The organism is Paenibacillus sp. 2RAB27 (assembly GCF_052115445.1).
In the GTDB taxonomy this organism is placed as follows: domain Bacteria; phylum Bacillota; class Bacilli; order Paenibacillales; family NBRC-103111; genus Paenibacillus_E.
The window spans coordinates 273,932-288,559 of the sequence record NZ_JBFRGR010000003.1 but is presented as its reverse complement, the minus strand read 5'-3'; the positions used below and the strand labels follow the sequence as shown (position 1 = coordinate 288,559).

The window sequence follows — 14,628 nt, the reverse complement described above, 5'->3', positions numbered from 1 at the left end:
TATCATTTATCATGGATTTCATCGAGAAAATTTTTCGGAATAATAAGAAGCGCGCAGTTGAAACAAGGCCCGATCAGATTAGTTCGTCGTTCTCAACAGAATCACTTGAGCTGTCGCTTGAACTTAACATGGACAGAGTCAAGAAAACCTTTGGAAATAGTAAAGATATCATAACGCAAACCATCAATCTGAATGAATCGGATTCGACACAAATTGGATTTATTTATATTAATGGACTGATTAATCCAAGTTCTATTCAAGCTCTGCTTACCGAAAATTTAAAAGTTGATTTAAGTGAGTCCCCGATTAATGCTTTAAAAAATGCAATGAGTACACTCGGTCAAGTTCGCGAAATTCCCGATTTCGAATCCTTATACCAAGCTATTTTAGCGGGGTTAACAGTTGTTTTATTGAATGGGTGGGGGCAGGGGTTAGCGGCGAATACACAAGGTGGGGAGCACCGTTCCGTTGAAGAACCGACCACGCAATCTGTTGTAAGAGGACCACGGGAAGGGTTTACAGAGCAAATAAGTACTAACGCCGCACTCGTCAGACGTAAAATAAAAGACCCTGACCTATGGATGGAATCCATGACAATCGGGCGTAAAAGTAAAACAGAAGTAGCCATCATGTATATGAATGGCATTGTGAATGACAAGTTGGTACAGGAAGCAAGAATACGGCTTGGACGTATTGATATCGATGCGATATTTGAAAGTGGTAATGTCGAAGAGCTGATCCAAGACGAAACCTACTCACCGTTCCCTACCCTGTACAATACGGAACGCCCCGATGTTGTCGCCGCAGGCTTAATGGAAGGACGTATTGCTATTCTTGTCGATGGCACTCCCTTTGTGCTTATGGCGCCTGCTTTGTTTACTCAATTTTATCAATCTGCGGAAGATTATTATCAACGAGCAGATTTCGCAACACTTCTTCGATTACTTCGTTATGCATGTTTTTTCATATCTTTGTTGGCTCCATCCCTATATATTGCCATAACCACTTTTCACCAAGAATTGTTGCCCTCCTCTTTATTAATCAGTTTAGCTGCTCAAAGAGAGGGGATTCCTTTCCCAGCATTTATCGAAGCGGTTGTCATGGAAGTAACTTTCGAAATCCTTCGAGAAGCCGGTGTGAGGTTGCCGAAGACTGTCGGACAAGCTGTTTCAATCGTAGGGGCATTAGTAATCGGTCAAGCAGCAGTAGAAGCAGGTTTGGTTTCTCCTGCGATGGTTATTATAGTGGCCATTACTGCCATTTCCAATTTTGTTATTCCATCCTTCAATATGGGGATTACGATTCGGATTTTGAGATTTCTATTGATGCTAGTAGCGGCTTCGTTTGGATTATTTGGTGTAACTGTAGGGCTAATCGCTATCGTTATTCATTTGAGTAGTTTAAGGTCATTCKGTATTCCGTACATGTCTCCTATGGCACCTTTTATCTTAGCGGATCAGAAAGATACTATTTTTCGTTTCCCGCAATGGGCATTGTCTACTAGGCCTAGGCTCATTAGTCAAAAAAACAACATTCGAGAAAACAATGCCTCTTCGAATAAGCCTGAAAACAGGCCATAGATAAAGGAGTCATCGGTAATGCGAAGATATGTTATGGTATTTGTTGCCTTATTCGTCACAATTGGGTTACTCACGGGATGTTGGAGTCGGCGCGAGCTTAATGACCTCGCGATTTCGGTTGGTATGGGTTTCGATAAAAAAGATGATCAAGTGCAGGTGACGATTCAAGTTGTTAACCCCAGTGAAGTGGCTTCAAAAAAGGGCGGGAGTGGAACAACGACACCTGTAAGTACCTTTAAAGCTACATCCAAAACGATATTTGAATCTTTAAGAAAAATTACCACACAAAGTCCAAGAAAGGTGTACTCTTCCCATCTTAGGATGCTTGTGATTAGTGAAGAATTGGCTAGAGAAGGGATTACGCCGGTTCTGGATGGGATTTCAAGAAATCATGAAATGCGTTCTGATTTCTATATCGTCATAGCCAGAGGAACAACCGCTGAGAATGTATTAAATGTACTTACGCCCATCGAGAAAATCCCCTCAAATAAATTATTTTCCACGTTGGAGATGTCAGAAAAGGTTTGGGCGCCTACTGTAAAAGTAAAATTAGACAAATTAATTTCCGATCTGCAAACAGAGGGAAAAGATCCTGTACTAACTGGTATCCTAATTAAGGGGGATCCGAGTAAAGGTAGTGAAAAGAGTAATGTATACCGAACAGATCCTCCTACATCTTTGGTATATGCGGGTTTAGCGCTTTTTGAAAATGACAAACTTGTCGGTTGGCTTAATGATAAAGAAAGCAAAGGCTACAACTATTTAATAAACAACGTTGAAAGTACGATCGGACATATCGATTGTCCAAAAGGGGGTATTTTAGCATTAGATGTAGTACGCACTAAAACAAAAATGAAAGGCAAAGTAGAAAATGGCAAACCGCAAATCATGGTTGATGTTTTTCTCGAGGAGAATGTGGGTGAAGTCCAATGCAAGATCGATCTGCTTAATCCGGAAACTATCCAGAATCTGGAGGTATTGGCGCAAGAAGACGTGAAAAATATTCTGGAGGCCACCATTCAAAAAGCAAAAAAATATAATGTTGATATTTTCGGCTTTGGTGAAGCGATAAATCGAGCAGACCCTAAATATTGGAATAAAAATAAAGAAAGTTGGAAAGAACAATTTTCCGATTTACCTGTACTTGTGAAGACAGAAGTGAAAATTCGTCGTCTGGGCACTGTAAGTGATTCTCTGGTACAAAAAACAAAGGAATGATCAAAAATGTGGACGATTACAGCGATACTTTTGGCCTCTGCAACTATCGCGATGTTGGAACTTCCATCGCTTATGAAAAAAAAGCTGTATAAAGAATTCGTTATCGTTTGTTGTTTAGTATTGCTAGGTACAATACTAAGCATTGCTCAAAGTATGCATATGGAATTGCCTAATCCCTTAGATCTCATCACCTTTGTTTTTCAACCGTGTAGCGATTTCATTCTAGGGTTTTTACAGTGAAATTGCGTACATACGAGAGGAGGCATAACAAAGAAATGGGAAAAAGTATCATTGGCATCCGACAATTTACCATTCTTGTCATACTATTCACAGTTGGAAGCTCCATATTAATAAGCCCTTCTGGTCTAGCAGCGGAAGCGAAGCAAAACGCATGGATAGCCGCCATTCTGTCCGTGTGTATTGGTTTGCTGACCGTCTTTCTTTATCAAGCATTGGTAAGACAATTTCCGAACCAAACATTGGTACAGATGTGTGAGACTTTATTTGGCATTTGGATAGGTAAAATAGTTTCTTTGCTTTATTTCTGTTTCTTCTTCCTTCTTGCAGCGCTTGTATTGCGGAACATCGGCGACTTTGTGGTAACTCAGGTTCTCCCCGATACACCGCTTCAATTTATACTTATGATTTTTCTCGCAGTTGTTATAATGGCAAGTTGGCAGGGTATAGAAACTATTGCACGTACCGGGGAAATTTTTTTTCCATGGGTTATGATATTCTTTTTTGCTATGGTTTTATTTCTGGCACCGCAATTCCAGCTTGTTCAGCTTAAACCTTATCTCGGCGAAGGTATTATTCCTGTCATCAGAGCGAGCTTACCTTTTACAGGAACCCCTTTTATGGAACTTATCGTGTTATTGATGGTTATTCCTTTCGTGAATGGTGTGAAAAAAGCAAATAAAGCGTTTTTCGTGGGGACGCTGATCGCGGGAATATTATTGATTGTGATAACTTTGATCTCGATTCTTGTTCTTGGTGCAGGTATTACCGCAAGGAATTTGTATCCAAGCTATAGTTTAGCGAAAATGATTAGCGTTGGACAATTTCTAGAAAGATTAGAAGTCATAATGGCGGGGATCTGGTTTATTACGATCTTTTTTAAACTAACGATTTGTTTCTATGCTTCAGTCCTTAGTTTCGCTCAGGTTATCAAAATGGAAGAAATCCGCCCCTTGTTTTTCCCTTTTGGGATGATTTTGATTGTGTTATCTATCATTGCATATCCAAACGAAAGCTATTTCCTTCACTTCGTATCAAAAATATGGTTTCCCTATGCCTTCACATTTGGAGTACTACTTCCTTTATGCATGATTGGTGTGGCTCTCATTCGAAAGAGAGTATAAAGTAACCAATCACGATTAATTACTTCATGATAACCATCCATTTACACTGAGTAACAGCTCACACCATTCGTTACCATGAAAAGAAAGGCTTGTTAACAGTCGGCATGTCCAGAGAGAGGACGATAAACTAACGCAACCATTCGGACGAGGCTATCGAACGTCTGAGACTCATCTCCCAATTTCGTAAAACTTACACTATGGCATCCCTCCTGACGAAGTGATGTCCCCACATTCGCTTGGGGCTATTCCTCCAGATCCATTACAGAGGTTTCTTCGGTCGTGCACCTACCCTCACAAGCATAAATTCATTTCGGCATATGCCTTATTGCAACCGTTTTGGGTAACAGCCCTTCTTGCAACGTCCCTTGCTTTCCAAGTCCCTTACAACCTACTATATCGTGCTCACCGCCGAATTCGATYACAAGTCGGTGCAGAGCTCCGGCGATTTGCAACTATATCTCTACGCACTGTGCAACGTTGCCGAGGAATCGATCGGCTCCCTCCAAGATGGGGAGGCCATGAAAGGGTCAGCCGTACAAATCAACGATTATCAAGCGGTCATTCTGCTGAGCTTCGCCTGTGGCCGTCCTGCCGATAACGCCGGACTGGCGCTGTCCTTTGCGGAACGATTGCGGGCCAAAACCGAGCAGTTGTTCAAAAAGACGATCAGCATCGGGGTAGGCTCCCCTTATCCCGATTTTCGGGATATTCGAACGTCATATCTGGAATCGTCGGCGTTTATTGCATATAAAATTTTGACCGGCCCGAATGCGATTATCACCTCGGAGCAGGCTGGTTCCTGGGATAGCCGTAAAATGATGGATGTGTTCGAGGCCGTGGACGCGGTGCTCGAGGCCATTAAGCAGGCGGATGCCGATCGGACGAACCGGCAGCTGGACGGCTTGTTCGACAACGCGGCAGTCTCAATTTAACCAAGGATATGATGGTGCAGCTCTGCCTTCAGGTGCTGCTCAAGGCGCTTCGGATCGCGGCGGATTCGAGTCTGGACGAGAGGTTTCGAGAGGATAAGGAAACCGTACTTGACCGATTTAAGCATTGCGAAACGATACAGGAGATGCGTTCGGTGCTCGGCGGGCAATTGTGCGGGCTGATTATGGCCATGATCGAGAAGCGGAGCGCCCGCAAGAAGACGAATGATCTCATTGAAGCCATCCAAGCCTATTTGACGGTTCATTATGTAAATAGCGACATATCAGTGAATTACATGGCTGATCTGTTCGGCATCTCCCCCAATTACTTAAGCAAGCTGTTTAAAGAGCACACGACGATGAATTTCATCGACTACCTAATCGAAGTGCGCATGAAGGCCGCTAGCGGACTGCTGCTCGAAACCGCTCTCAAGTTGAACGGGATTGCGCTTCAAACCGGGTATGCCAACTTTTCAAGCTTCCTGCGCAACTTTAAGAAATATTACGGCATGACGCCCACGGAATACCGGCAGGTGCATGCAGATTCGGTAGCCAAATGAATGATATGAGCAATCCTGCTTGTTCGCTTAATGACAGAAGGAGCAGTTGCCATCCCATCTGCATGATGTTGGGTGACAAATTGGTTTTGGCATGCCAAAGGTGCTATCCAATAAGTCCCTAAAATAAAAAAGTTGGGCGGAAAAAACGACATGTTTTCCGTCCAACTTTTTTTGGCACTGTTTTGTAGGAAAGCAGCGAGGCGAATGCCTGCTACTTTCAGGAGATTGTGGGCCATAGCCACAATCCCAAACTCCGTGAACCTTTTCCAACCMCATCAAGGAAAACCGGCGGAACGACCGATTGCCCTTGATGCGACCAAATACGCTCTCTACCTCGACTTTACGCTGAGCATAGATTGCGGATTTCTTGTCATCACCAAGAGCGCTTTTCGCTTTTGTTTTCAACTCTTCCCATACCGTGTTCCAGTGAACCTGGCGGTTGCCTTTTCCCTTTGTGCACGCCGCTCTCATCGGACAATCACTGCATTCTTCACACTCATAAGTCTTAAAGCTCTGCTCCAAGCCAGAGCGCTTCTTTTTCGTCAGGTACTTTTTGAAGAGAACGTATCTCCCATTGGGGCCGTTACCGCCTCTGCTCATGATAATCAGGTTATGTTTTTCTAGTCACTGGCCAGCCATCTGCTTACGGTATTCTTTAGGGGAGACTCCCGCTATTCTGTTGAACAGATGGGTGAAATAATTGGAGTCGTTGAAGCCGGTGGCCTCAGAAATTTCGAATATTTTCATATCTGTGCTTTTCAGTAGAAGCTTCGCTTTCTGTACGCGGAGGTTCTGGATATAGCCGGTTACACCTTCCCCGGTTTCCTTCTTAAATAGATTGCTGAAGTAGCTGGGGTTGAGATGGACATGGGCCGCCACCTCGGCCAAGCCGCATACGCCCATGTATGATTCTTCAATAAACCGGATGGCCTGCTTGACCGGATTATCATTCTTGCTGGCAAGCCAGTTATTGTGGGATTGCAGGAATTCCTGGATGTATCCCTGCAACCATGCGGCAATATTCTCCGGCGTCGCACATTTGTAGATAGAATCCCACTCTATGGGGCGCAAGGCCATTTGCCATTCGGGAAACTGGACCTGCACCAACCGGAGAATGGCCGCAACCAGCAGCAGCGCTTCGATCTTGGCGTTTTGCGGGGGCAAATGGCTGATACGGACGGCTTGCTCCTGCAGCTCACGGCTCAACCGGTTGTTATCCTCCGACATAAGCCAGGTTACAATTTCCTTCTCCTTCTCGTAAAGCGCCGTCTGGTTGAGCAGTGATTCGTTGGCAGAACCGTGTTCCCTTTCCCCTCCCCGGCAATACCGTCTATAGCCCTGGTGCAATTCTTCCGTGCTGGCGCATAGTCCTTGTCCACTGCATTCAAGAGGCAGCCTTAGATATTGATGAATTGAATCGGTGAGTATTTGCAGCCATGAGGGGGTTGTATCTGGCCGAGTAGTACTCCGGTCCACCAATAAAGCCCACTCCGATGCGTTCAAAGGAAACAGGCGAAAGCCGTCGGGAAACCGTTTATTCAAGTGCTCCCCGGCAATATTGGCGAAAGCGAACTGCAAAAGCGGCACATCCCGGTCGGTATAATGCTTTTCCGGGGGGAAATAGGTAGGAATACGGAGAAAATGCAGCTCGCATTGCTTCAGCAGAGCCTCCACCTCTTCGCCGTTGCAGGGCATGCCCATAATAGCCGAGCGCAGCACGCTGTCTTCATGCTGGCGCTTCCAGCCCTCCACCAAAAGCTGGGACTGGCTTTCTTCAATGAGCTGCACATAAATCCGGTCGAGTATGCTTAATATATCCGTTTCTACACAAGGCTTCGTGATAAAATCCATCACTCCGAACTTGACGGCGGACTGGGCATACGAAAAATCCTTAAATCCGGTTACAATCACAATCTTCGTCAGCCAACCGCGGCTTTTGATTTCTTCTGCCAGCCGCAGACCATCTATATGGGGCATCCGGATATCGGTCAGCAAGAGATCTGGGACACATTTCTCCATCATGAACAAGGCGTCTCGGCCATTGGCCGCTTCCCCCATCACCACCCACTCGGTGGACCGCTTCCCCACCAGCCTCCGCAGCCCCTTGCGGAAGTTGGGCTGATCCTCTGCAATAAACAGCTTGCCCTTCATCCTTTCCCCTCCTCATGACTCCCCAGTGTCCCGGATTTAATAGGGAGCGCCATGTGAACAACCGTTCCTTTCCCTTTACTGCTGCTAATCTCCACGCCATATGCGGGTCCGTATACCAGTTGAATGCGCCGCAGCACACTTTTGTAGCCGATTCCCGTCTTATTGCCGTCCGGAAGATCAGCCTCCGCCTCTGTCAAGGTTCTCAGGGTTTCTTTATCCATGCCGCATCCGTTGTCAGCCACCTCGATATGGAGCGCCTCATTTAACAGGAACGCTTTAATCCGCAGCACCCGGTCTTCCTCCATATCACGGAAAGCGTGCACAAAAACATTTTCCACCACTGGCAGCAAGAGGGAACGCATCATCCGCAGATTCAGCAGGGACTCCTCAGCTTGAATAATGGTTTCAATCTCGCCGGTGAACAGCTCTGTCTGGATCTTGATGTAATTGCGGATTTGATGCAGCTCTTCGCCAAGCGTCGTATCCGTCTGGACAGATTTAAGGGAATACTTCAACATCTCCGAGATTGCGTTGATCAGAAGCGCCGCCTCCTCCTGGTCGTCGCTGTACAGCTTCCAATACAGCTCATTGAACAGGTTGTGCAGATAATGGGGGTTCAGCTGTGCCTGGATCGCCTTCAGTTCCGATTCCCTCTGGCTGATCTGGGCCAAATATACCTTATTAATCAGCTCGCTCACTTGCTCTGCCATGCTGTTAAAGCTGTCTCCGATGTAGCCCAGCTCATCGCCGGAATCCACTCTGACACGGACCGTGAAATCGCCGGAACGCAGCATACGCAGTCCCTGCATCAGATGGGCCAGAGGAGTCAGGAGCGTCCGGGTGGAAATCATAATAAGCAGTGCACTGAGCAGGATCACGCCGATTCCGGCAAATGCCAATACCCGGATGATGTCTTTATTTTTCCTCTGTATCTCTTGCAAGGAAGCCCCTCCGTATAGGATAAAGCCTGCTGGAATCAGCTCGTGGCGGACAAACAAATAGGTGATGCCATTCATTTTGACGTAACGGGGATAATTGGCCTCTGTCAGTTGCAAGAGTTGATCCATCTCGCTCTGGTCGGCATTGGAGTAGAGCATACCGCCCATAGGCTCTAGCAGCAGCACCTTGCCGCTGCCGTTCTCCGTAAGATCCCGAAGCACCTTGGATATCAGGCTTTCCTCTATCACCATCACCATGGTGCCGTACGGGATCAGCTTCTCATTGAGCATCCGTCTGGCTGCAACCAGAACCGTTCTGCGACCGTCCGGATCAATGGTGCTGTTCGCCTCGGCACGGCCCCAGACCATATTCCCCCGATGGGGCTTAAGTTTTTCCATTATCCTGGTCAAGTCATCCGTTCTCGGTTCTCCCGACACACCAGTTTTGGAGAGAACCGTCATTTCGCCGTTCTCATTGTACAGGAAAACGGAACGGATAGACGGCGCATCCACCAGCAGCATATTCAACTGCTCTTCTACATACTTGCGGTTCTTGAATTGGGTGTAAGAATCGCTCACGGGAACGATGTTCTCCCTGAGGAACATTTCAATGTTCGGATTGAGGATAATGGATTGGGATACCCGGTTGATTTCCTGGAAGGACATCTCCAGCCGGGCCAAAGCCTGTTCGTTGGCGATGGAGAACTGCCTGCTAATTTCCCCCTCCATTAACTGGATATTTGAGCGGTAAACCATCCAGCCCGCCAAGGCAAAGGAAAGTGTTACCATACATGAGAGCAGCACGATCAGTTTGATCTTGAAGCTGCCCTTTATTTTTCCGGCTATATACCCCGGCCAGCTTGTGGGATTCAATCAGCTCCCCCCTTAATTTCATATTATATGATAAAACGCTTTCCATCCAAGCAAACAAGGTTCATTTTACCTGTCTACGTAGGAAGAAAGCGCGTCACGTTCCGGTCCGGTTTACCCGTATTATTTTAAAGCTTCATACAAGGCAATAAGAGCAAGGGACTGTCCGTATGCCATCGGCATGATGGCAATATTTTTATAGTGGTCTTTATCCATTCCCATACCGGTTCCGGCCGACACATTCAGCACGGTTCCATCCCCGCCGATATTTTGACAAACCGCCTGGATAGCCTTGTCTGCAACAGCCTGATAGGAGGAGTCCAGGATACCGGCTTTTTTGCCTTTAAGGATACCCGCAGCAATTGCGGCCGATCCGGATACCTCTTCATAGCTGGTTGGGTCTTGCAGGACTGTGTGCCAGAGACCGGAAGCGGCCTGGAGCGGAACCAGCGCATTGACCTGAGCCTTATACGTATCAACCAAAAATTGACGAACGCCCGGGTTCATCGTATCTTGGCAAGTTTCCAAGTAATCGATGAGGCCGTAGGTGAACCAGGAATTTCCGCGGCACCAGAAGATGCTGCCGAAATTATCATTGCGTTCGAAACTCCAGCCGTGGAAGAACAGTCCGGTATGTTTGTCGAACAAGTACTTGATATGGAGCAGGATCTGGTGTACGGCTTCTTGCTCCCACTCCGGCCGGTTGAACTTGCGCCCGGCTTGGTTCAAAAACAGAACCGCCATAAAGAGCGTATCGATCCATAATTGCCCATTGTGTAAATGGACTCCATCCCGGTTGCCAATGGCAGTGACTGTATGCTGGAAGCCGCCTTCTTTGGTTTTGGGCAGCTCGTGAATGAGCCAATCCGCGTGAGCTTGGCATAGCTGTTCCAGCTGGTTAGAAGGCTCGAGCTGATCCATGAGCAGAACCAGAGCCAGATAAGGGGCGGTCGTATTAATATTTTTTGATGGCAGACCCACCTCCAAATTGCGGGAATACCAGTTCTGAAAAAACGCCATATAGCGGTGATCGCTATAATATTTCTGCAGTTTATACAGACCATAGAGACCGACGCCCTGGGGCCAGTCCCATTCTTCAATTCCGAAATCCCGTTGGACAATCCCTTTTCTTGTATCGGCCTGGACCACGGTTTTATCCTTTTCATAGTCACTGCCGCCCAGATTCATAAGCTTGTCTACGACCAGTCCGACTTTTTGGAGCAGCATTTCGTTTGTCATGATTCTTATACTCCTTCTCATATAAAATGTTTCGAAAGCAAACTTGGCCCGACCTTTGCCGAACCAAGTCTGCATTCATTCTATTCCAACCCCATCAGCCCTTACTTCTTATGCTGGGAGCGAACCAACTCCAGGATATCCTTACCCAGGAAGGCTCTATCTTTATTTTCTTTGTACCAGGTATTCATGAATTCCTCGATCTGTTTGCCGCCGCCTCTCTCCCACGCCGCTTTGGCATCCGCTACGGCCTGCTCAGGCGTATATTTGGCCCCGCCGATAATGCCTTTGGCAAAGATGTCCTTCATTTCCTTGTCGACATTAGTATTGATCACGACCAACTCACTCGGCAGAGTAGGCATATGCTCATAGTGACTCAGCGCGGGATACTTGGCCTCAGGATTAAGCAAGAACTCGTCGGCTTTCTTCAGCATGTCCAGACCGGCCTTCTGGTCAGGGTCACTGACGTCGAACGCCGTGGTGGAATTCAGAAGCGGGTTCTCGGGGATGGAGTAAAACATGGAGTAGTCCATGGCCCAATCCAGTTCCTTGGCGTTTTTGACAGGATCGATGACCTTAGGAAAACCGTCCGCCCCTTTTTTCCAATGCTCTCCTTCAATTCCTTTTTTCAGAATGAGTCCGGTCTCCGGCTTGATGATGAAGTTAATATATTCCATAGCAGCCTTGGGATTTTTGGCAGCGGCATTGATCACTGTGGTCATTTGAACCGGATTGACCACATGATGAACGAATTGTCCCATGGGGGACTTTGGCTGCGCCATCGGCGCAATTACCGCCTCCGGAACGACCTTGCGAAGCGTTTTGATGTCCGTTACCGTATTCTCAAACCAGTTGGTGATAGCTGGAGGAAGATATACGCCTATTTTTCCGTTCAGGAAATCCTGCTTGGCTTTGGCTCCGTTTTTGTCCGCGAGGTAATCCTTGTCGATAAGCCCTTCCTCAAACAATCGTTTCTTGAATTTGAGAGATTCCAGCGTATTGTCCCAAGTCCGGATAATTTTGTCGTCACTGGAGATTTTCCAGCCGTACGAGCCGAACATGGAGTCCACCATGCCGTCCGAGGTGTAGCTCATATTGGTTCCATAGGTATCCTTCTTCCCGTTGCCGTCAGGATCCTGCTCAACGAATGCTTTCAGAACGACAAGCAATTCTTCGGTCGTCTTCGGAACCTCCAGGTTCAATTTTTTCAGCCAATCCATCCGGATAAAGGCTACACTCTGCAGGTGGGGCTCATTAATTTTGCCGATTTCGTATAGCTTGCCGTCCGGCTTCGTGCCTATCTTGCGAAGCTGAGGGTACTTATCCAGCATCTTCTGGTATTCAGGCGCATATTTCAAGTAATCGTCCAGAGGCATCAACTGCTTCTGCTGGTATAGAGAATTCCGGAAGCCCGTGTCGAAATCATTGACGATATCCGGCGCACTGCCCGATGCGAACAACACATTCAGCTTCTTGACTGCCTCCGCACGGGAAATCGGCACATACTGAGCTGTTACGGGAGAATGCTCATTAATCCACTTGGTCCAACGGTTCTCCTCAACTGTTCCTTCCGCTGCGGGAATATTGCCCCTGTCATAGTTGGAAACGGTAATTGTGGCTTTTACTTCGGCTTGCCCCTTAGTCTCCCCTTCCTTCTGACTGCAACCTGTTGCCCCTGCCGCCATAACCGCCGACAGTCCCAGCGCCAGCGTGATCTTCATTTTTGGTACTGATGTTTGTCCAAACATATGGTATCCCCCTCAATCTATGATTAATTTCATTGTTGCCGCTAACCCTTGATAGAACCAAGCATAATGCCTTTGACAAAATACTTCTGCAAGAAAGGATATACCGCCAGCATGGGCACGACCATGACCATAACCCCAACCGCTTTCAGCTTTTCGGATACCATTTCCTGCTGCTGCATCATATCCATGGCGGACACATTGAAGTTTCCCTGAATTTGCAGCATCCCCTGAACGATAACAGTAAGATTCTGCAGATTCGTCTTACTAATGTAAAGAATAACGCTCATGAACATGTTCCAGTAGCCCACCCCGTAGAATAACGTCAGCGTAGCCAGCATGGGAAGAGCCAAGGGCAGTATGATGCGCATGAGCAGCTGGACCTCGCCGCAACCGTCAATCTGGGCGGAATCCACCACTTCTCCCGGGGTGCTCTCAAAATAGCTTTTCATAATCAGCATATTATAGGTGCTGATCAGCCCGCCAAGCCACAGGGACCAGTAAGTATTGGTCAAATGCAGGCTATTCATGACCAGATAAGTAGGGATCATGCCTCCGCTGAAGAGCATGGTGAACAATGCAGCCGTTGTGATCGGCTTGCGGGCGTAGAGGTAACGGCGGGATAAGGGATAGGCCGTCAACACTGTGGCCAGCATGCTCAAGGCCGTTCCGCATAAGGTAATGATCACGCTGTTGCCAAAGGCGCGCAGGGCCGGCGTATTCTCAAAAAAGTATCTGTACACGGTGAAATCAAGCCCTACTGGCCAGAACCAGACTTGACCCAGATCAACCGCATGCCCCGAGCTTACGGACAGCGCAATCAAATGCAGGAAAGGCAGGATGCAGGTGAGCGAAATGATGATCAGTACAGCGTGAATAACGATTACAAAAATTTTACCGCCTGTTGATTCCCTCAAGAGGAATTCCCACCTTTCTTCAGAATAATCCCTGATCGAATTTACGGGCCAATGCATTAGCCGACAGCACAAGCACCAGACCGACAAAGGATTCAAACAAGCCCATGGCTGTGGTCAGGCCAAACTGCGCCTGCTGCAGCCCCACTTTGTATACGTAGGTGCTGATGACCTCCGCTTTCTGCAGGACAGTGGGGTTCTGCAGATTGTAAACCTGGTCAAACCCTACTTCCATCAGACGGCCCATTCCTAGAATCAGCAGCAGGATAATCGTAGAACGGATGCCCGGCAGAGTGATATGCCAAATCTGCCTAAACTTGCCTGCACCGTCCATCCCAGCGGATTCGTACAGGCTGGGGTCAATGCCGGAGAGAGCGGCGAGATAGATAATAGCGCCGAAGCCCATCTCTTTCCACATACCTGAGCCAATAAAGATGGCGACCCATGAGTTTGCGCGGTACAGGAAAGGCACCGGCTCCATCCCCCATTGGCCCAGCAGCTTGTTGATGGTGCCGCCGTCGATGGAGAACAGGGTCAGGATAATGCCTGCAACGATGACCCAGGACAAAAAATGAGGCAAATATATAATGGTTTGAATCCAGCGCTTCAACCAGCTCTTCCCGACCTCATTCAAGGCAATGGCGATAATAATCGGCGCAGGGAACCCGAAGATCAGGCTCAGAACGCTAAGGGTAAGGGTATTCCAAATAATTTGCAGCGTGACGTGGGACTGGAATAGAAGCTCGAAGTATTTCCACCCCACCCACGGACTTGACCATATGCCATCGTGAAAATTGTAGTTCTTGAAAGCGATCACAAGACCGCCCATAGGCAAGTAGCGGAATATCAGATAATACAGCACTCCCGGTATAAGCATAACAAATAGCGGAATATTCTGCCGAAACCGCTTTGTCTGGTAAAAGGCCTCTTTGGCTGCCGGTGCTCTATCCGTTGCTACGGCGGCTGGCGTTGTTCTCATGGCTCCCCTTCTTTCAGTTGAAAGTATTTGTTGGATGTGATGCTTATAATGTACCGCAGTTCGTCAATTCCTGGCCTTAAGAATCTTTAGGTGTTTCTGTGCGATTTTTGTTTCTCCTTCAAAACATCAGAAGTCTCCCGGAAATGG

General features: G+C 47.4%; 12 protein-coding genes. 5 read left to right on the top strand and 7 right to left on the bottom strand.

All coding sequences use genetic code 11. The annotated features are described in order from the left end of the window. Positions 1 to 11 precede the first annotated feature (11 nt). The 5 genes from AB4114_RS06430 to AB4114_RS06410 all read left to right on the top strand — a co-directional run bounded on the left by AB4114_RS06430 (position 12) and on the right by AB4114_RS06410 (position 5,648). The gene (locus AB4114_RS06430; RefSeq protein ID WP_441987683.1) at positions 12 to 1,580 is read left to right on the top strand and encodes a spore germination protein; all 1,569 of its coding nucleotides are present in this window, start codon (positions 12 to 14) and stop codon (positions 1,578 to 1,580) included. An 18-nt stretch (positions 1,581 to 1,598) separates the two neighbouring features. After that, entirely contained in the window at positions 1,599 to 2,798 is a 1,200-nt protein-coding gene (locus tag AB4114_RS06425; protein WP_441987682.1) for a Ger(x)C family spore germination protein, read from the top strand. Between the two features lie 275 nt (positions 2,799 to 3,073). Beyond that, the gene (locus tag AB4114_RS06420; RefSeq protein ID WP_441987681.1) at positions 3,074 to 4,159 is read left to right on the top strand and encodes a GerAB/ArcD/ProY family transporter; all 1,086 of its coding nucleotides are present in this window, start codon (positions 3,074 to 3,076) and stop codon (positions 4,157 to 4,159) included. Positions 4,160 to 4,512: 353 nt separating this feature from the next. Beyond that, on the top strand, positions 4,513 to 5,091 hold the full coding sequence (locus tag AB4114_RS06415; protein ID WP_441987680.1) for a hypothetical protein: 579 nt from the start codon (positions 4,513 to 4,515) through the stop codon (positions 5,089 to 5,091). An 8-nt stretch (positions 5,092 to 5,099) separates the two neighbouring features. Next, positions 5,100 to 5,648: a helix-turn-helix transcriptional regulator gene (locus AB4114_RS06410; RefSeq protein WP_441987679.1), complete on the top strand. Its 549-nt coding sequence runs from the start codon at positions 5,100 to 5,102 to the stop codon at positions 5,646 to 5,648. A 27-nt stretch (positions 5,649 to 5,675) separates the two neighbouring features. On the opposite strand, the gene AB4114_RS06405 is transcribed toward AB4114_RS06410, so the two are convergent. The 7 genes from AB4114_RS06405 to AB4114_RS06375 form a co-directional block, all read right to left on the bottom strand. Further along, positions 5,676 to 6,248 carry a transposase gene (locus AB4114_RS06405; RefSeq protein ID WP_441987678.1) on the bottom strand — a complete coding sequence of 191 codons (573 nt, stop codon included), beginning with the start codon at positions 6,246 to 6,248 and terminating at the stop codon, positions 5,676 to 5,678. 24 nt (positions 6,249 to 6,272) lie between these two features. Beyond that, positions 6,273 to 7,799 carry a response regulator transcription factor gene (locus tag AB4114_RS06400; RefSeq protein WP_441987677.1) on the bottom strand — a complete coding sequence of 509 codons (1,527 nt, stop codon included), beginning with the start codon at positions 7,797 to 7,799 and terminating at the stop codon, positions 6,273 to 6,275. After that, a complete protein-coding gene (locus AB4114_RS06395; RefSeq protein ID WP_441987676.1) occupies positions 7,796 to 9,610 on the bottom strand; it encodes a cache domain-containing sensor histidine kinase in 1,815 nt (604 codons plus the stop codon). Before AB4114_RS06395 ends, AB4114_RS06400 begins: the two co-directional genes overlap by 4 nt. 120 nt (positions 9,611 to 9,730) lie before the next feature. After that, positions 9,731 to 10,846 (bottom strand): glycoside hydrolase family 88/105 protein, encoded by a 1,116-nt coding sequence (locus AB4114_RS06390; protein ID WP_441987675.1) that lies wholly within the window; start codon positions 10,844 to 10,846, stop codon positions 9,731 to 9,733. 101 nt (positions 10,847 to 10,947) lie between these two features. After that, on the bottom strand, positions 10,948 to 12,591 hold the full coding sequence (locus AB4114_RS06385) for an extracellular solute-binding protein (RefSeq protein ID WP_441987674.1): 1,644 nt from the start codon (positions 12,589 to 12,591) through the stop codon (positions 10,948 to 10,950). Between the two features lie 41 nt (positions 12,592 to 12,632). Then, positions 12,633 to 13,562: a carbohydrate ABC transporter permease gene (locus AB4114_RS06380; RefSeq protein WP_441987673.1), complete on the bottom strand. Its 930-nt coding sequence runs from the start codon at positions 13,560 to 13,562 to the stop codon at positions 12,633 to 12,635. Further along, on the bottom strand, positions 13,525 to 14,481 hold the full coding sequence (locus AB4114_RS06375) for an ABC transporter permease (protein WP_441987672.1): 957 nt from the start codon (positions 14,479 to 14,481) through the stop codon (positions 13,525 to 13,527). Before AB4114_RS06375 ends, AB4114_RS06380 begins: the two co-directional genes overlap by 38 nt. Between the last annotated feature and the right edge of the window lie 147 nt (positions 14,482 to 14,628).